A 16,278-nucleotide genomic window follows, 5' to 3' on the forward strand; every position below is an offset into this window, starting at 1 on the left:
CCGTGCGCATCCGGCCCGCCGGCGCCCCCGACTCCGGCCTCCTCCTGCGCGTGCTGCTGGAGGCGTACAACTGGAACGGGGAGGAGCGGTTCACCGCCGCGGAACTCGCCGCCGATCCGTACGCGGCCCGCTACCTCGACGGGTGGCCCCGGCCCGGGGACTTCGGAGTGGTCGCCGAGGACGACGACGGAGAGCCGGTCGGCGCCGCCTGGGCGCGGACGCTGACCGCCGACGCGCCCGGCCACGGCTTCGTCGCCCCGGACGTCCCCGAGCTGACCATCGGCGTCCTGCCCGGCCACCGGGGCCGGGGCACCGGCCGGGCGCTCCTGGAGGCGCTGGTCCGGGCCGCCGCCGCACGGCCCGGACCGGTCGCGCGGCTCAGCCTGAGCGTCGAGGACGGCAACCCGGCCGTGCGGCTGTACGTCTCCCTGGGCTTCACCGCCGTGGGGCGCGACGGCGGTTCGGACACCATGGTGCTGGAGCTCTAGACGCCGGAGGCGTCCGGGAAGGAGCCGGGGAACAACTCCGCCGGGGTGCGGTGGCGGTGGTCGCGGTCCGCGTAGGCGGCCTTCATGCGGTCGAAGAGCCCCTGGGCCCGCGCGCTCCGGGCCGCCTCGTCGACGCCGGGGACGGCGCCGCCGCGCAGCACCGTCCGGCCGTCGATCACGACGGTGTCGACGTCCGCGCCCGAGGTGTTCATCAGGAGGGTGCGGACCGGGTCGTCGACCGGGCCGGTGCGGGGGGCGTCGAGACGGACGACGACCAGGTCGGCGAGGGCGCCGGGGGCGAGCCTGCCGAGGTCGTCGCGGCCCAGGGCGCGGGCGCCGCCGAGCGTCGCGGCCCGGTAGTAGTCGGCGGCGGCGCCCGCGTCCAGGCGGCCGGTGGTCAGCTTGGAGAGGTTGGTGCCGTAGTCCATGTTGCGGATCATGTCCGGCGGGAACGAGTCGGTGCCCATCGCGATGTTCACCCCGGCCGCGCGGTACCGGTCGAAGTCCTCCAGGGCCGCGCCGTACCGGACCATCGTGTGGGGGCAGTGGACGATCCCGGCGAGCGTGGCGAGGGCGTCGAGCTCGCCCGCGTACGGGGTGTCGACCTCGCTGTGGCCGCCGATGTACACGGCGTGCGGGACGAGGAGCCGCGGGCCGAGGAGCCCGGTCTCCTTCAGCAGGGCGAGGGGGGTGGTGCCGCGTTCGGCCAGGCGCCGCAGTTCGCCGGTGCCCTGTAGGCAGTGGAGCCGTACCGGGCAGTCCAGTTCGTCGGCGGCGCGGGCGGTGGCCCGCAGCAGGTCCGTCGTGAGGGTCTCGATGCGGCAGGGCAGCAGGGCGCCGCGGATCAGGCCGTCGTGCGCGCCGTCGAAGTCGCGGACGAAGCGGATCGCGTCGGCCAGGCCCTCCTCGCCGCGCTCGGGCCGCCAGTGGAGGGCGCGGGTCCCGTCGGCGTCGACGACGGGGACGGCCGAGCGGTAGCTGGGGCCGAGGTACGCGCGCAGTCCGAGGCGGGCGGCGGCGTCGGCGGTGGCCGCCAGGTCCTCGTAGGTCTCCGCCCACGCGGAGTGGGTCTCGGCGGCGATCGGCATCGCCGTGGTGATGCCGTTGCGGAGGAGCTGGGCCAGCGCGTACGCGCGGATGAACGCCCGCTCCTCGGCGTCGAACACGGCGACCGGCCCCCGGAGCGCGTACTCCCGCGACCACTCCAGGCCGCGGCCGTCGGCGTGCCAGGTGTCCAGCAGCGCGTGGTCGATGTCGGCGAGCGCGTCCAGGTCGACGAAACCCGGACCGACGAGCGCCTGCCCCGCGTCGACGACCTCGTCGCAGTCGGCGGGGTCGTGTCCGCGGCCGACGTGGACGATCCGGTTGCCCTCGTAGACGACCTGGCCGTCCCGGATCAGGACGTGGTCGTCGGTCCGGTGGTCGTAGCCGATCACGTGGCTCGCGGTGACGAGGGTGCGCATGCGGGGGCTCCCGTGGGGTGAGGGATCGATGGGCCGGGGGGGGGACGGGTCGGGGCGGTGGCCCGGGGGACGCACGGAGCGGGCCGGGGTCGTGCCCCGGAGGGCGTACGGGGCGGGTTCGCGAAGGGGTCCGCGGGCTCCGGGGGTCAGGACGTCAGCCGGGCCGCTTCCCTCGCGGCGGCGGGGACGGGGCCGAGGACCGGGACCGGGAAGCGGTCCCTGAGGGCTTCGGCGGCTTCGCCGAGGGGGCCGCCGCCGATGATCACGGCGTCGGCGCCGTCGTCCCGCACGCACGCCCGGACGGCCTCGGCGAGGCGTTCCGTCATCTCGTCCGGGGCGGCGGCCAGTCGGCGCGGGTCGCCGGGGGTGAGGCGGAGGCCGGTGTACTGCGCGGACCAGCCGAGGCGGGCGGCCCGCGCGTCGATCGCGGCGGCGAGGCCGGGGGTGGTGGTGGCGATGCCGAACCTGCGGCCGTCCGCCCCCGCCTCCCGCATGGCGGCCTCGGCGAGGCCGACGACGGGGACGCGGAGCCGGGCGCGGAGCTCCTCGGCTGCGGGGTCCCCGAAGGCGCCGACGACGAGGGCGGCGACGCGGGTCCCGTCGGGTCCGGCGAGGAGCCGGTCCGCCGCGTCGAGGACACGGGGCACGGAGGCCCGCAGGTCCTCCTCGTCGACGAGCATCGGCGGCCCGGCGGCCACGGTGACGCCCCGGACCTCGTACCCGTCCTCCGGGCGCAGGGTGCGGCGGGCGATGGCGGCCATCATCGCGGTGGTGGCCCCGGCGGTGTTGGGGTTGACGAGGGCGACGAGGGTCACGCGCCGCTCACCCCGCTCCGGGCGGAGCCGGCGTCCGCCTGGGGGGTTCGGGTGGGGAGGGCTTCCACGGGGATCCTTCTCGGCCGGGCACGACGCTCCGGAAGCACGGGGCTCCGCGGAGCGGACGACGGGTTTCGCGGTACGAGGACGCGCCCCGCGGTACGGACGACGGGCCTCGCCGCACGCGGACGCGGGCCGCCGTACGGAGGACGGGCTCCGCCGTACGGAAACGCGCGCCGCCGCGCGGAAGACGCGCCCCGCCACGGAAGACGGGTTTCGACCTGCGGAATTCTGGTTTCGCCCCCGCGTCCCGTCAAGGACCCGGCGTCCCGGCGGCCGTATCCACCGATCGGCCGACCCCCGCCTCCGCCGTCCGCCCGCGTCCTGTCGGCCGGCGGGCCGACCGTACGGGCTCCGCGGCGCGTCCAGGATGGAGGCGGGAGCGGGACGGCGCGAACGGCCTCCCCCTCTCGTCCTGTCCTTCCCGTCCTTCGTGAGGAGTGTCCGCGCGTGAAGCCGTTCCCGTGGCGCGCCCGGCTCCGTGCCGGCCTGCGGGGCGGGGTCGCGGTCTACGTGCGGGCGGGGTCGAGGACCGCCGTCCACGCGCTGTGCCGCCCGATCCTCCCGAGGAGAACCCCCGTGCCCCCTGCCGATCTGAAGCTCCGGGCCGCCGTGCGGGCCGACGACGCCGGCGCGGTGCGCGCGGCCCTCGCCGGCGGCGCCGGTCCGGAACACCGCGACGAGCACGGCCGGACCCCGCTGCTGATCGCCTCGGCGGAGGACCGCGTGGCGGCCGCCGCGGCGCTGGTCGCCGCCGGGGCGGACCCGAACGCGCGGGACGACCGCGAGGACACGCCGTGGCTGGTCACCGGCGTGACCGGCAGCGTCGCCATGATGCGGGTGCTGCTCACGGCCGTCCCGGCCCCCGACGTCACGCTCACCAACCGCTTCGGCGGGACCAGTCTCATCCCCGCCGCCGAACGCGGCCACGCCGACTACGTGCGGGCCGTGCTGCGGGCGACCGACATCGACGTCGACCACGTCAACCGGCTCGGCTGGACCGCGCTCCTGGAGGCGGTGATCCTCGGCGGCGGCGGCCCCGCCCACCAGGAGGTCGTGGAACTGCTCATCAGCGCGGGCGCCGCTCCCCACCTCCCGGACCGCGACGGCGTCACCCCGCTCCGGCACGCGCGGCGCCGCGGTCTCGACGAGATCGCCGGGCTGCTCGCGGCCGTCCGCTGACGCGGGGCCGGAAGGAGAGCGGAGGGGGCCGGAGGGGCCTGGACGCCAGGGGTCCGGGGCGTCAGTCCTCGCGGTCGAGGACGCCGGTGACCACCGCGTGCAGGTGGCGGCGGAAGCGGTCGAAGGTGGGGAGGTCGCGGGGGCCCCGCCGCCGCCCGTCCGGGTCGATGACCCCGGCCTGGGCGAAGGAGTGGGCGGTCCACACGATGGTGAACACGAGCAGTTCGACGTCGGCCCCGGCGCCGAGGCCGGCGCGGTCGAGGACCGCGCGGACGGCGGCGGCCACCTCGGTGACGAGGGGCCCGGCGAACTCGGTCTCGATCTCGGCGAGTTCGCCGCCCTCGGCGAGCCAGCGGCGCATCCACAGGGCCGGCACCTCGGGGTGGTCGAGGCAGAAGGCCAGATAGGAGTCGACGAAGCCGAGCAGTCCTGCGCGCGTCCCGCCGGGCGTGGGGGCGCAGGCGTCCAGCCGGCGCAGGGCGGCGGTGACGGCCTCCCGCTGGGCCAGGTGGGCGCGGCGCATCACCGCGCGGTACAGCTCGGGCTTGGCGCCGACGTGGTAGGCGACGGTGGCGATGTTGAGGCCGACGGCCTCGCCGATCGCGCGGGTGCTGGTGGCGTCGTAACCGCGCTCGGCGAACAGCCGGGTGGCGGCCGCCAGGATGCGCTCGCGGCTGTGGCCGTCGTCGTGCTGGCTGCTCATGCGCCCGAGGCTACCGGACGTGTCCGGTCGGGTTCAATCAGGTGCTGGAGGATGAAAAGCCAGGTCAGAGACGATTGCGCGGCTCTCCATCATTCGATTGAATGAACGCCCTCGGACGAAGGGAGGGCGCTCTCATGGGCAGGGGCTCGACGAGGGTGGCGGTGATCGGTGCCGGGGCGGCGGGACTCGCCGCGGCCAAGGCGCTGCTCGACGAGGGGCTGGACGTCACCGTCCTGGAACGGGGCTCCCGTCCCGGCGGCCTGTGGGCGGGGGACGACGGCGCGGCCGGCGGCTCCCCCGCGTACGACAGCCTGCACCTCAACACCAGCAAGGGACGCACCGAGTTCGCCGGCTTCCCGATGCCCCGCGAGTGGCCGGACTTCCCGTCGGCCGCGCTGGTCGCGGGCTACCTCGCCCGGTACGCCGACGCGTTCGGGGTCACCGCGCGCATCCGCTTCGGCACCGAGGTCACCGCCGTGCGCCGGACGGGGACGGGGTGGGAGGTGACGGCGGGCGGCGGAGCGGAGGAGTACGGCGCGGTGGTCGTCGCCAACGGCCACAACCGGGACCCCAAGTGGCCCTCGCCCGCCCACCCCGGCGTCTTCGACGGCGTCCAGATGCACGCCCACGACTACCGGGACCCCGGGGTCTTCGCGGGGCGGCGGGTGCTCGTCGTCGGGATGGGCAACTCGGCCATGGACCTCGCCGTCGACGCCTCGTACGTCTCCTCCGGACCCGTGCTGCTGTCGGCCCGGCGCGGGACCCACATCGTGCCCAAGTACCTCTTCGGGCGGCCCTCCGACGCGACCGGCGGGGCCCTCTCCGTGCTGCCGTGGCGGATCCGGCAGGCCGTCGCGCAGACCGTGCTGCGGCTCGCGGTGGGCGGGCCCGAGCGGTACGGGCTGCCGCGCCCGGCCGGGGGCCTCTTCCAGGACCATCCGACGATCAGCGACACGATCCTGCACCGGCTCACCCACGGGGAGGTCGTCGCCCGGCCCGGCGTCGCCCGGCTCGACGGGCGCCGGGTGGTCTTCGCCGACGGCACCGCCGAGGACGTCGACGTGATCGTGTGGGCGACCGGCTACCGCGTCACCGTCCCCTTCCTCGGCCGCGAGTGGGTGGGCGGCGACCCCGAGGCCATGCCGCTCTACCAGCGGGTCTTCCACCTCGACGACCCGACGCTCGCCTTCGTCGGCCTGATGCAGTCGACCGGCGCGGCGCTGCCCGTCGTCGAGGCGCAGGCCGCGCTGGTCGCCGCGCACCTCGGCGGCCGGTACGCCCTGCCGTCGCCGGAGAGGCAGCGGGCCTCCGTCGCCCGCGCCCACGCCGCCGCCGTACGCCGCTGGGGCGACCGGCGGCCGATGATGCGGGTCGACTTCGACCGGTACGTCGCCGCGCTCCCGCGCGAGATCCGGGCGGGCGTCCGCCGGGCCGCCCGGGCCGCCTCCCCCGCCCCGACCACGAAGGCGCAGGCCCCCGCATGACCCTCCTCCCCTCGCCCCGGCTCCTCGACCCGCGCGGCCGACGCGTCCTCGTCACCGGTGCCTCCGGCACCCTCGGCCGCGCCCTGGGCGAGCGGCTGGTCCGGGCCGGCGCGGACGTCGTCGGGCTCGACCTGCGGCCCTCCGGCGACGAGCCGTTCCCCGTGCTCGGCTGCGACGTCACCGACGACGCGTCGGTGGCGGCGGCCGTCGCCGAGGCCCTGGAGCTCCTCGGCGGGCTCGACGTCCTGGTGAACAACGCGGGCGTCGGCGGGCCCGCGCCCGCCGAGTACGCCCCCGGCGAGGAGGTCCGCCGGCAGCTGGAGGTCAATCTGCTCGGCACCTGGCGGGTGACGGCCGCGTGCGTCGGGGCGCTGGTCGCGGCGCGCGGCCGGGTGGTGATGGTGGCGTCCCGGATGGCGGTGATGCAGCTGCCGCTCGCCGCCGCGTACGGCGCGTCCAAGCGGGCCATGGTGGCCTACGCCGACGCGCTGCGGCTGGAGCTCGGCACGCACGTGTCGGTCAGCTGCGTGTACCCCTCCGCCGTCCGCAGCCCCATCCACGACTCGACGCGGGCGGCGGGGCTGTCCCTGGAGGGGATGAGCGTGTACGAACCGCTGGAGGGCGTGGTCGACGCGCTCGCGGGGGCCGTGCTCGCGGTCCGGCCCCGGCGGGACGTGACGACCACCCGCAAGGGCGCGGTGGAGTTCTTCCTGGCCCGGCACCTGCCCGCCCTCACCGACCGGATCGTGGCACGGACGCTGGCCGCGCGGGCGGCGTCCGGGGCCTTCGAGGGGGCGGCGCTCGCGGCGGGCGTGGTGGAGCGCAACGGGGGACGGCCGTGACCGCCCCGGCCGGCGTCCCGCTCCCGGTCCGCGCCGGGCGGGGGACGCTCGCGCTGTACGCCTCCGGCTCGGTCGGCATGGGCGTGTGGGTCACCGTGCCCGGTCTGCTGCTGCTCTACTTCCTGACCGACGTCCTCGGCGTGCCCGCGTCCCTGGCGGGCCTGACGCTGCTGCTGCCGAAGGTGGTCGACGTCGTCGTCCACCCGCTGCTGGGCTCGCGGTCCGACCGGGAGGCGCGGCGCACCGGCCACCGGCGGCGGATGATGCGCGCCGGGGTGCTGCTCGGGGTGGCGATGGTGGCGTTGTTCAGCGTGCCGCCCGCGCTGGACGGGGTGTCGGCGGCGCTGTGGGTGGGCTGCTGGTTCACGGTGGGCAATCTGCTCTTCGCGGGCTTCCAGGTGCCGTATCTGACGACCCCTTCGGACCTGCGGGTGGGCTATCACGAGCGGACCCGGGTCTTCATGTTCCGGATGGTGCTGCTGACGCTCGGGCTGCTGGGCGCCGGGGTCGCCGCGCCCGCGCTGGTCGCGGCGGGCGGCCGGGGCGACTACGCGCTGATGGCGCTGGTGCTGGCGTCGGTGACGGCGGTGTCGGCGGGGGTCGCGCTGGTGGGGGTGCGGCGGCTCACCGACGCGTGCGGGTTCCGGGTGCCCGACGAGCGGGCGGGGCACGCGGTCCTGGCCGACCTGCGGGTGGCGTGGCGGGACCGGGACTACCGGGCGCTGGTGCTGTCGTACCTGTTCACGGGCACGACGACGCACCTGTTCCTGGCGGCGCTGCCGTACGTCACGGCGTACGTCTTCGACGACACCCGGCTCACCGCCCTGTTCATGGGGCTGTTCCTCGCCCCCGCGCTCTTCGCGAGCCCGCTGTGGACGGCGTGGTCGCGGCGGTTCGGGAAGCAGCGCGGACTGCTGCTGTCGCAGGGGGTGTTCGCGGCGGGGTCGCTGGCGCTCCTGGCGGGGGCGCTGCTCGGCGGGACGGCGGGGGTGGCGGTCGCCGCCGTGGTGGTGATGCTGATGGGCGTCGCCTTCGCCGGGCTCCAGCTGTTCGCGTTCTCGATGGTGCCGGACGCCGTCGCGGCGGCGGGGGCGGCGGGCTCCTCGAAGGCGGGGGCGTACACGGGGGTGTGGACCGCGACGGAGGCGACGGGCACGGCGATCGGGCCGTACCTGTACTCGGCGGTGCTGGCGCTGGGCGGGTTCGTCTCCCGTACGGCCGCCGAGCCGGTCGCGCAGTCCGGTACGGCGCTGGGCGCGCTGCTCGTCGGGGTCACGGTCGTGCCGGCGGTGCTGATGGCGGTGGCCCTGGGGTTCCAGCGGCGCTACACCCTGGACCCCGCCGCGTGACCGCGCCGCCGGCCGGTCCGTGCGCGGGCCGGCCCGGGTCTCCCGCCCGGGCCGGGCCGCCGGCTCAGCCTGCCGGGCGGGCGGGGCGGCGGGCGGCGAGGGTGAGGGCGGCGGCAGCGGCGGAGAGCACGGCGCACAGGAGCCAGACGGTGACGTACGCGGACTCCGCCGGGACGGCGCCGGCGGCGGGGGCGGTGGAGGCGGTGAGGACCGCGGCCATGACGCCGCCGGCGATCGCGCCGCCGAGCGTCTTGACGTTGTTGTAGAGGGCGGTGGTGACGCCGGTCCGCGAGGGGTCGCCGGCCTCCGCGATGACGGTGGGCATGGCGCCGAGGGCCAGCCCCAGGCCGAGGCCCGCGAGGACCTTCGCGGCCACGAGCTGCCAGAGCTCCGCGTGCAGGGCGGCAGTGGTCAGGAAGCTCGCCGTGATCAGGGCGAAGGAGCCGGCGAGGGCGGGGACGTAGCCGGTCCTCCCCGCGATGCGGGCGGTGAGGGAGGAGGTGACGACGGCCATGACCGCCGCCGGGAGCGCGACCAGGGAGATCGACAGGGCGGAGAGCCCGAAGCCGTAGCCGGTGGCGTCGGGGTCGGCGGCGAGGAAGGTGGCGTCGGGCGCCTGGCCGCCGAAGTAGACGACGCCGAAGGCGAAGGCGCAGAGGAAGAAGGGGGCGACCCGGCGATCGGCGAGCGCCCGGACGTCCACCAGCGGTTCGGCGGTGCGCAGTTCGACCCGGGTCCAGACGGCGCCGAGCGCGGCGGCGAGGCCGAGCAGGCCCAGGGAGACCGGGGTGGGGCCGTCGTCCTGGGCGGCGGAGACCCCGGAGAGCAGCAGCAGGGTGGCGGCGCCGAGCAGGACGGCACCGGGCAGGTCGAGGCGGCCCCGGGCGGGGTTCCGGGTCTCGGGGATGGCGAGGAAGGAGACGGGGACGCAGGCGGCGGCGAGGGCCGCCGGGACGAGGAGGGTGAGGCGGACGTCGTCGGTGAGCGCGTGGACGGCGCCGGTGAGGACGCCGCCGAGGAGGGTGCCGAGGGCGAGGGCCCCGACGAGGCGGGCGATGGCGGAGCGGGCCGGGCCGAGCGGCAGCCGGTCGCGGACGAGGGCGATCTCCAGCGGCAGCAGGGCGGCGAGCGGGCCGGTCAGGACGCGGCCGGCGAGCAGCACCGGCAGGTTCGGGGCGAGCGCGACGAGCAGGGCGCCCACGGCGACGGAGACGAGCGACCAGCGCAGCACCTTCCGGTGGCCGTGGAGGTCGCCGAGGCGGCCGAGGACGGGGACGGCGACGGCGGCGGCGAGGAGCTGGGCGGAGATCACCCAGGTGAGGTCGGCGTCGGGGACGTCGAGCTCCCGGCCGATCTCCGGCAGCAGGGGCGCGATGCCGCCCTGGAGGAAGCCGCTGGTCAGCTCGAAGAGGACGAGCAGCCCGACGACGGCCCGGACGGATCCGGCCTTCGGGGAGGCGTCCTCGGGGGCGTCGGGGCGGTCGGTCGTGCTCATGCGGGGTCCTCGGCGGCTTCCTGGAGGCGGCGGGCCGCGAGTTCGGCGAGCAGGACGGCGGCGTCGAGGACGGCGCGGTCGTCGAAGGCGGCCTGCGGGGCGTGGTTCATGGGGGCGGTGGCGGGGTCGCGGTCGGGCGGGCAGGCGCCGAGGGCGAGATAGGCGCCGGGGACCTCGCGCAGGACGAGGGAGAAGTCCTCGGAGCCGGTGAGCGGGCGGGGCGCCTCGAAGGCGTGGTCGGCGCCGAGGAGGCCCCGCGCGGTGCGGAGCGCGAAGGCGGCCTCGGCGGGGTCGTTCTCGGTGACCGGGTAGTTCTCCCGGTAGTCGAGGTCCGCCTCGACGCCGTGGGCGGCGGCGACGCCGTGGACGACGCGCTCGAAACCGGTCCGGACGGCGGCCTGGGTGGCGGTGGAGAAGGAGCGGACGGTGGCCTCCAGGACGGCCCGCTCCGGGATGACGTTGCCGGCGGAGCCCGCGTGGAGGGAGCCGACGGTGAGGACGGCCGGGTCGAAGACGTCGACGGTGCGGGTGACCATCGTCTGGAGGGCGGTGACCATCTCGCAGACGGCGGGCACCGGGTCCTTGGCGGAGTGCGGCGTGGAGCCGTGGCCGCCGGCGCCCCGGACGGTGACGGTGACCGCGTCGGAGGCGGCCAGCATGGGGCCGGGGCGGACGGCGGCGTAACCGGCGGGCAGCAGGGTCGAGGTGACGTGGAGCGCGTAGGCGGCGACGACGCGGCTCCCGGCGGCGTCGAGGACGCCCTCCTCGATCATGAGGCCCGCGCCGCCCATGCCCTCCTCGCCGGGCTGGAACATGAGGACGACGTCGCCGGGGAGCTCCTCGCGGCGGGCGGCGAGCAGCCGGGCCGCGCCGACCAGTCCCGCGGTGTGCAGGTCGTGGCCGCAGGCGTGCATCACGCCTGCGGTCTCGGAGGAGTACGGAAGGCCGGTGTCCTCCTGGACGGGGAGGGCGTCCATGTCGCCGCGGAGCAGGACGGCCGGGCCGGGGCGGCCGCCGCGGAGGACGGCGGTGACGGAGCTGAGCCGCTCACCGAGGGTGATCTCCAGGGGGAGTCCGGCGAGGGCGTCGAGGACCGCGCGCTGGGTGCGGGGCAGGTCGAGGCCGAGTTCGGGAGTGCGGTGGAGCGCGTGCCGCAGGGGGATGAGGGCGTCGGCGTGCGCCTGGGCGTCGCTGTGCGTGAACATGGCGGGTATAGTGCCGATCCGCCGGATGAACGCCGCCTCCTTGCAGGGATCCGCCGGTCCATGGTGATCGTTTGCGCGAATGCGCCGTTTCGGGAACGGGGTGGGGGCTTGCTCGACGAGCTGGACTATCTGCTGGTGACCGCCCTTCAGGTCGCCCCGCGCGCCGACTGGCAGACCGTGGGCGGGGCCCTGGGCCTCGACGCGTCGACCGTGGCGCGGCGCTGGGCGCGGCTGACCCGGGCGGGGAACGCGTGGATCAGCGTCCACCCGGCGGTGCGGGCGCAGGCGCCGGCGGTGGTCGCCTTCATCGAGGTGGACTGCGCGGCCGGCCGGCTGCACGAGGTGGCGGCGGAGATCGCCGAGGATCCGCACGTCTTCAACCTGGAGCACGTCAGCGGCGGCCGGGACCTGCTGGTCACGGCGGTCTTCGCCGACCAGGGCGAGCTGGCCCGGTACGTGGGCTTCCGGCTGGGCGCGCTGGCCGGGGTCGCGGCCTCCCGCACCCAGGTGGCGACCACCCTGCACACCGAGGGCAGCCGGTGGAGGCTGGACCGGCTCACCGAGGAGCAGCGGCGCGCGCTGGCCGGGGCCGGACGGCCGGCCCCGGGCCGGCCCGCGGGCGGCCGGCTCCTGGAGGAGCGGGACCTGGAGCTCGTACGGGTGCTGAGCGAGGACCCCCGGCAGCCGGCGGCCCGGCTGGCGGAGCGGACCGGGCTGAGTCCGACGACGGTCCGGCGGCGGCTGGAGCGGCTGGAGGCCGAGCACGCGCTGGTGTACCGCTGCGAGGTGGCGCGGGCGCTGTCGGGATGGCCGGTGTCGGTGTCGCTGTGGGCGGCGGTGCCGCAGAGCCGGGCGCCGCGGCTCGCGGAGCGGATCGGGGCGCTGCGGGAGATCCGGCTGTGCGCGTCGCTGTCGGGGCCGCACAACCTGCTGCTGGCCGCCTGGCTGCGGTCGGTGGACGACATCCCGTCCTTCGAGTCGAGGCTCACCGAGCGCTTTCCCGAACTGGCGGTCATGGACCGGGCGCTGACCCTCTGGCCGATGAAACTGGGCGGTCACCTCCTGGACCCCCGGGGCCGGCACCTGCGGGCGGTGCCGCTCGGGCGGTGGAGCGACGCGCGCTCGGAGGCGGCGGAGGCGGCGCTGCTCGACCGGCTGCGGACGCCCCGGGCGCGCTGACCGCGGCCCGTTCGTGACGCGCGGACCCTGTCGCCCGGAGACTACCGGGCGGTAATGTGCGGGCCCGTCCACAGCCTTGGGGGAACACATGGATGCGGTCACGCCCTTCGACCCGGCGGCCGAGCACGAGCGGACACGGGCCGCGCTGGAGGCCGCGATCGGGCGGCTGGGGGAACTGGTCGGCGGGATCGGCGACCTGGAGGCCCCCTCGGGGGTGCCGGTGTGGTCCGTCGGGGACGTCGGCGCGCACCTCGCCGCCGTGTACCTCGCCTACGGCTCCGCCGTGACCGGGGACGGCGGCGTCGACTGGGACGCCGTCCCCCTGGAGCGGGAGGGGACCTTCGGCGAGCGGATCGCCGCCGTCAACGAGCTCTCCCTCGGACTCCTCTCCGGAAAGGAGCGCGAGCGGCTCGCGCCGCTCCTCGCCGAGCGGGGCGCCGCCTTCCTGCGGGCCTCGGCGGGCCTCGCGCCCGACGCGCCCGTGCCCGCGCCCTGGTACGGCCCCGGACGGACCGTGCCGCTGGCGGCGGCGACGGGCCTGATGCTCAGCGAGACCCTGGTCCACGGGCTCGACATCGCGCGGGGCGCCCGGCGCCCCTGGACCGTCTCCCCCGGGGACGCCGCGCTGGTGATCGGGCAGGCGATGGTGACGATGATGCCGCTCGCCCTCGACGCCGGGCGGGCAAAGGGCGTCCGCCTCGCCTTCGACCTGGCCGTCCGGGGCGGCCCGCGCCTCGCGGTCGTGGTGGAGGACGGGGCCGCCACCGTCACCCGGGACGCGCCGCCGCGCCCGTACGACTGCCGGATCACGGCCGCTCCGGAGGCGTTCCTGCTGGTCTCCTTCGGCCGCCTGCCGCTCTGGAAGGCGGTCGCGCTGGGCCGGATGCGGGCCGGTGGCCGCCGGCCGTGGCTCGCCCCCCGGCTGAGCCGGCTGATCACCGCGCCTTAGCGTGTCTCTCGGATCATGCCGGGGCCGCCGGTCCGGCGAACGGCCAGGAGGCGATGTCGCGGTAGCGGACCGGGGCCGGGCCCCTGGCGTCGCCGCTGCCGACGAGGTGGAGCCGGGCGGCCCGCCAGGGGCGGCCTTCGAAGCCGTCGAGGACGCGGGCCGCGTCGGGCACGCTCGTGAGGTCGCCGCGGCGGGCCCGGGCCAGGGTGAGGTGGGGGCGCAGCGGGCGTCCCTCGTAGGGGATGCCGGCCTCCTTCACCAGGGTGCGCACCTCGTCGGCGAGGCGGTGCAGGCCGGGGAGGTCCCCGGCGACGCCGCTCCACAGGACGCGGTCGTCGAAGGTGCCGCCGCCCCGGAGGGAGAGGGCGAGCGGGCCGCGGGCGGCGGCGAGTCCCGCGAGGGGCCCGTGGAGGCCGGGCACGACGGCGACGGGCAGCTCGCCGAGGAACGCGAGGGTGATGTGCCAGTCCTCGATGCGGTTCTCGCGCATGTCCGGATGGGCCGCGTAGACGGGGGCGAGGGCCCGGGCGAGCTCGTCCTTGGCCTCGTCGGGCGGGGCCAGCGCGATGAAGACGCGGATGGTCGCGGGCGGGGTCGTGTCGTTCACAGGTGTCTTCGTACCGTGCCGGGGCGGAGGCCGTGCGGGCGGGTCCCGGGTACGGGGGCGGGCGCGGCCCCCGTACCGGCGGGCCCGGCCGTACCCGTACCCGCGCCCGTTCCCGTGTCCGTGCTCGTGCCCGTGGACCGGCCGGGGCCGGCGGGCCGGTCCGTGCCCGTGGACCGGCCCGCGCCCGTCACCAGTCGCCGTCGGCGATCGGTGCGCCCGGCGGGGGCGGGGGCGGGCCGAGCGGCTTGACCTGGTGGGGGGCGGGCGGGGTCCACGGGTCGAGGTCGTCGCCGAGCCATTCGCCGACGGGCTTGACGTCGGCGAGGGCGTCGGAGGGGGCGAGGTCGGTGCCCTCGGGGTCGTCGTAGTCGTACCAGGGCAGACCCGCGCGGGTGTAGGCGGCGCGGTCGGCCGGGGACGGCGGGGGCTCCTCGCCGGTGATCCTGCGCCACTCCGGCGGGGTCACCAGGTGCACGAAGACGCGGGCGTCGGCGGTGTCGGACCAGTCGCGGGCCGGACGGTCGTCCTGGTACACCTCCTGCCGCATCGTGCCGCCGGCGCCGATGCCCATGGCCGCGCCCGCCGGGGGCGCGCCCGCGGGGGCGGCCATCGGCATCGGGGGCGGGGCGCCGTAGGCCATCATGGCCGCGCCGGGCTGCTGGGGGTGCGCGGCGAGGAAGCGGGCCCGCTCCTCGGCCAGCCGCCGCTGCTCCTCGCGCCAGGCGGCGCGGGGCTTCGGGGCGAGCGGGAACGCCTGGAGCTGGAGGCCGCCGACGGTCTCCTCGCCGGTGACCTGGCCCTCGACGGTGGCGCCCATGCCGAGCGGGACGGCGACGAACTGGCGGACCGTGCCCTTGCCGGAGTTGATGCCGTCGAGCCAGGGCTGGCGGGGCAGCACCACGTAGTTCTGCGGGCGGCGGGAGAGCTTCCCCGTCCACTTCTTCCCGGAGACCGCGCAGACCTTGCCGACGCCGATCTGGAGCGCGGTGGGCTCCGGGCTGCCGGCGAAGCTCAGCCACATCGCCTCGCGCAGGTAGACCGGCAGCATCACGCCGCCCTTGGCCAGCCACTGCTCGGGCACGGTGTCCGGATGGTCCTCGACCCTGCGCAGCGGGAAGGTGCCCAGCCCCGGGGGGAGCCGGTGGGTGCCGGTCTCCGGCAGCCGCAGCGTGCGCACGAAGCGCACCCGCACCCCGTCCCCCAGCAGCAGGGTGTCCCCTTCGATCCTCGCCTTGTCGGCCGCCACCGCGTCTCCCCTCGCCCGGTCTCGTCCCGGTCCTGCCCGTCGGTCCCGTCCCCCTTTACACGATCGGGCGGAGCGGCCGGTTCCCGCCGGGTCGCGGCTTGTCGTGACCGCCCGGCCGAAGTATCTTGCATTGCATGGTTCCTGGTAACGCAAAGAACGACGGCGGGGGCAGGGTCTCCAGCCAGCTCCGCAAGGGGGTGCTGGAGTACTGCGTCCTCGCTCTGCTCCGGCACGAACCGAAGTACGGCGTCGAGCTCCTCTCCGAGCTCTCCGCGGTCAGCGTGATGGCCACCAGCCAGGGCACGATCTACCCCCTGCTGTCGCGCCTGCGGCGGGAGGGGTTCGTCGACACCGAGCTGCGCGAGTCCCCCAGCGGGCCGCCGCGCCGCTACTACGCGCTGACGGCCCTCGGCCGGACCTCGCTCGCCGAGTTCACCGGGGCCTGGCCGCACTTCCGGAACGCCGTCGACCACTTCCTCGACGACCCTCGGCACGACCCGCAGAACGGCCCTCGGCCCGATCCGCAGAACGACGCACGGCACGACCCGCAGAGCGGTCCACGGACCGACCCGCAGAACGACCCACAGGGGGACACCGCATGAACGCCATCGACCACCCGCTCGTCGCGGCCTACCTCGACGCCGTGGCCCGTGAGACCACCGAACTCCCGGCCGAGCGCCGGGCGGAGCTCCTCGCCGACCTCCGCGAGCACATCGAGGTCAGCGGCGCCCCGGACGACGCCGGGATCCGTGCCGTCCTCACCGAACTGGGCGAGCCCCGCACGGTCGCGGCCTCCGCGCTCGCCGAGGAGGGGACGGCCGGCGGCAGTGCCCCGAAGGCCCCCGACGCCCCGACCGGCCCGCTCGCCGGCCGGCAGACGGCCCGGCTCATCGTGGCGCTGCCCACCCTCGGCGGCCTGCTGGTCCTCGGTTCGCCGTTCGCCGGCACGCTGATGCTCGCGATCGGGCTGGCGCTGCTGTGGAAGTCCCCGCTGTGGGGCAACCGCCACAAGTGGATCGGCACCGCCACCTCGGTGGCCGGACCCGGCCTGCTGCTGCTCGGCGGGCTGGCGCTCTCCGCCGGACGCCTCGGCCCGGTGGAGGTCCTGCTGATCTCCGTCTTCATGATCGGCGTCCCGCTGCTGGGCGCCCGCGTCCTCCTGAGGGCCCTGCGCGGCTGACGCGGGCCCGCGCGGCCGGGGGCCGGCGCGC

The 16,278-nt window shown here is 76.7% G+C and carries 16 protein-coding genes; 9 read left to right on the top strand and 7 right to left on the bottom strand.

What is annotated here, in order from left to right; translation table 11 throughout:
• Positions 1-2 precede the first annotated feature (2 nt).
• Positions 3-488: a GNAT family N-acetyltransferase gene (locus tag IE326_RS35370; RefSeq protein WP_190044499.1), complete on the top strand. Its 486-nt coding sequence runs from the start codon at positions 3-5 to the stop codon at positions 486-488.
• Here the strand turns inward: IE326_RS35370 and IE326_RS35375 are convergent.
• Both IE326_RS35375 and IE326_RS35380 read right to left on the bottom strand, forming a co-directional pair.
• Positions 485-1,951: a chlorohydrolase family protein gene (locus IE326_RS35375; protein WP_150233710.1), complete on the bottom strand. Its 1,467-nt coding sequence runs from the start codon at positions 1,949-1,951 to the stop codon at positions 485-487. The two genes, IE326_RS35370 and IE326_RS35375, sit on opposite strands and share 4 nt — an antisense overlap.
• Positions 1,952-2,097: 146 nt before the next feature.
• Positions 2,098-2,766, bottom strand: coding sequence for an aspartate/glutamate racemase family protein (locus IE326_RS35380; protein WP_190044500.1), 669 nt, complete (start codon positions 2,764-2,766; stop codon positions 2,098-2,100).
• 639 nt (positions 2,767-3,405) lie between these two features.
• On the opposite strand from IE326_RS35380, the gene IE326_RS35385 reads away from it, so the two are divergent.
• Positions 3,406-4,008, top strand: a complete 603-nt coding sequence (locus IE326_RS35385; RefSeq protein WP_190045011.1) for an ankyrin repeat domain-containing protein — start codon at positions 3,406-3,408, stop codon at positions 4,006-4,008.
• A gap of 61 nt (positions 4,009-4,069) precedes the next feature.
• Here the strand turns inward: IE326_RS35385 and IE326_RS35390 are convergent, their stop codons facing one another.
• Positions 4,070-4,711 carry a TetR/AcrR family transcriptional regulator gene (locus IE326_RS35390; protein ID WP_190044501.1) on the bottom strand — a complete coding sequence of 214 codons (642 nt, stop codon included), beginning with the start codon at positions 4,709-4,711 and terminating at the stop codon, positions 4,070-4,072.
• A 134-nt stretch (positions 4,712-4,845) separates the two neighbouring features.
• Between IE326_RS35390 and IE326_RS35395 the strand changes: the two genes are divergently transcribed.
• From IE326_RS35395 to IE326_RS35405, 3 genes are read left to right on the top strand one after another with little or no spacing between them, the layout of a single operon-like run.
• Complete coding sequence (locus tag IE326_RS35395) at positions 4,846-6,195, top strand: flavin-containing monooxygenase (RefSeq protein WP_190044502.1); 1,350 nt, start codon at positions 4,846-4,848, stop codon at positions 6,193-6,195.
• Positions 6,192-7,037: an SDR family NAD(P)-dependent oxidoreductase gene (locus IE326_RS35400; RefSeq protein WP_150233721.1), complete on the top strand. Its 846-nt coding sequence runs from the start codon at positions 6,192-6,194 to the stop codon at positions 7,035-7,037. The genes IE326_RS35395 and IE326_RS35400 overlap by 4 nt, the downstream gene beginning before the upstream one ends.
• The gene (locus tag IE326_RS35405; protein WP_229915814.1) at positions 7,034-8,386 is read left to right on the top strand and encodes an MFS transporter; all 1,353 of its coding nucleotides are present in this window, start codon (positions 7,034-7,036) and stop codon (positions 8,384-8,386) included. The genes IE326_RS35400 and IE326_RS35405 overlap by 4 nt, the downstream gene beginning before the upstream one ends.
• Before the next feature lie 64 nt (positions 8,387-8,450).
• Here IE326_RS35405 and IE326_RS35410 read toward each other — a convergent pair whose 3' ends face one another.
• Both IE326_RS35410 and IE326_RS35415 read right to left on the bottom strand, forming a co-directional pair.
• Positions 8,451-9,881 (bottom strand): MFS transporter, encoded by a 1,431-nt coding sequence (locus IE326_RS35410; protein ID WP_190044503.1) that lies wholly within the window; start codon positions 9,879-9,881, stop codon positions 8,451-8,453.
• Positions 9,878-11,086: a M20 metallopeptidase family protein gene (locus IE326_RS35415; protein WP_190044504.1), complete on the bottom strand. Its 1,209-nt coding sequence runs from the start codon at positions 11,084-11,086 to the stop codon at positions 9,878-9,880. Before IE326_RS35415 ends, IE326_RS35410 begins: the two co-directional genes overlap by 4 nt.
• 108 nt (positions 11,087-11,194) lie before the next feature.
• On the opposite strand from IE326_RS35415, the gene IE326_RS35420 reads away from it, so the two are divergent.
• Both IE326_RS35420 and IE326_RS35425 read left to right on the top strand, forming a co-directional pair.
• Entirely contained in the window at positions 11,195-12,265 is a 1,071-nt protein-coding gene (locus IE326_RS35420; RefSeq protein WP_190044505.1) for an Lrp/AsnC family transcriptional regulator, read from the top strand.
• A gap of 88 nt (positions 12,266-12,353) precedes the next feature.
• Positions 12,354-13,214, top strand: coding sequence for a maleylpyruvate isomerase family mycothiol-dependent enzyme (locus IE326_RS35425; RefSeq protein WP_190044506.1), 861 nt, complete (start codon positions 12,354-12,356; stop codon positions 13,212-13,214).
• Between the two features lie 13 nt (positions 13,215-13,227).
• Here IE326_RS35425 and thpR read toward each other — a convergent pair whose 3' ends face one another.
• Positions 13,228-13,821, bottom strand: a complete 594-nt coding sequence (gene thpR / locus IE326_RS35430) for an RNA 2',3'-cyclic phosphodiesterase (protein WP_150233732.1) — start codon at positions 13,819-13,821, stop codon at positions 13,228-13,230.
• A gap of 187 nt (positions 13,822-14,008) precedes the next feature.
• Entirely contained in the window at positions 14,009-15,067 is a 1,059-nt protein-coding gene (locus tag IE326_RS35435; RefSeq protein ID WP_190044507.1) for a hypothetical protein, read from the bottom strand.
• Positions 15,068-15,201: 134 nt separating this feature from the next.
• On the opposite strand from IE326_RS35435, the gene IE326_RS35440 reads away from it, so the two are divergent.
• Together IE326_RS35440 and IE326_RS35445 are read left to right on the top strand one after the other, a co-directional pair.
• Positions 15,202-15,669 (top strand): PadR family transcriptional regulator, encoded by a 468-nt coding sequence (locus IE326_RS35440; RefSeq protein WP_150233736.1) that lies wholly within the window; start codon positions 15,202-15,204, stop codon positions 15,667-15,669.
• A complete protein-coding gene (locus tag IE326_RS35445) occupies positions 15,666-16,247 on the top strand; it encodes an HAAS signaling domain-containing protein (RefSeq protein ID WP_190044508.1) in 582 nt (193 codons plus the stop codon). The genes IE326_RS35440 and IE326_RS35445 overlap by 4 nt, the downstream gene beginning before the upstream one ends.
• Positions 16,248-16,278: the final 31 nt, after the last annotated feature.

The organism is Streptomyces filamentosus (assembly GCF_014654895.1).
Lineage (GTDB): Bacteria > Actinomycetota > Actinomycetes > Streptomycetales > Streptomycetaceae > Streptomyces > Streptomyces filamentosus.

Bases quoted from the DNA above. Each gene is read 5' to 3' on its own strand.
- IE326_RS35425 (WP_190044506.1), top strand. From the start codon at position 12,354: ATGGATGCGGTCACGCCCTTCGACCCGGCGGCCGAGCACGAGCGGACA.
- IE326_RS35395 (WP_190044502.1), top strand. From the start codon at position 4,846: ATGGGCAGGGGCTCGACGAGGGTGGCGGTGATCGGTGCCGGGGCGGCG.
- IE326_RS35410 (WP_190044503.1), bottom strand. From the start codon at position 9,881: ATGAGCACGACCGACCGCCCCGACGCCCCCGAGGACGCCTCCCCGAAG.
- IE326_RS35445 (WP_190044508.1), top strand. From the start codon at position 15,666: ATGAACGCCATCGACCACCCGCTCGTCGCGGCCTACCTCGACGCCGTG.
- IE326_RS35415 (WP_190044504.1), bottom strand. From the start codon at position 11,086: ATGTTCACGCACAGCGACGCCCAGGCGCACGCCGACGCCCTCATCCCC.
- IE326_RS35375 (WP_150233710.1), bottom strand. From the start codon at position 1,951: ATGCGCACCCTCGTCACCGCGAGCCACGTGATCGGCTACGACCACCGG.
- IE326_RS35390 (WP_190044501.1), bottom strand. From the start codon at position 4,711: ATGAGCAGCCAGCACGACGACGGCCACAGCCGCGAGCGCATCCTGGCG.
- IE326_RS35400 (WP_150233721.1), top strand. From the start codon at position 6,192: ATGACCCTCCTCCCCTCGCCCCGGCTCCTCGACCCGCGCGGCCGACGC.
- IE326_RS35440 (WP_150233736.1), top strand. From the start codon at position 15,202: ATGGTTCCTGGTAACGCAAAGAACGACGGCGGGGGCAGGGTCTCCAGC.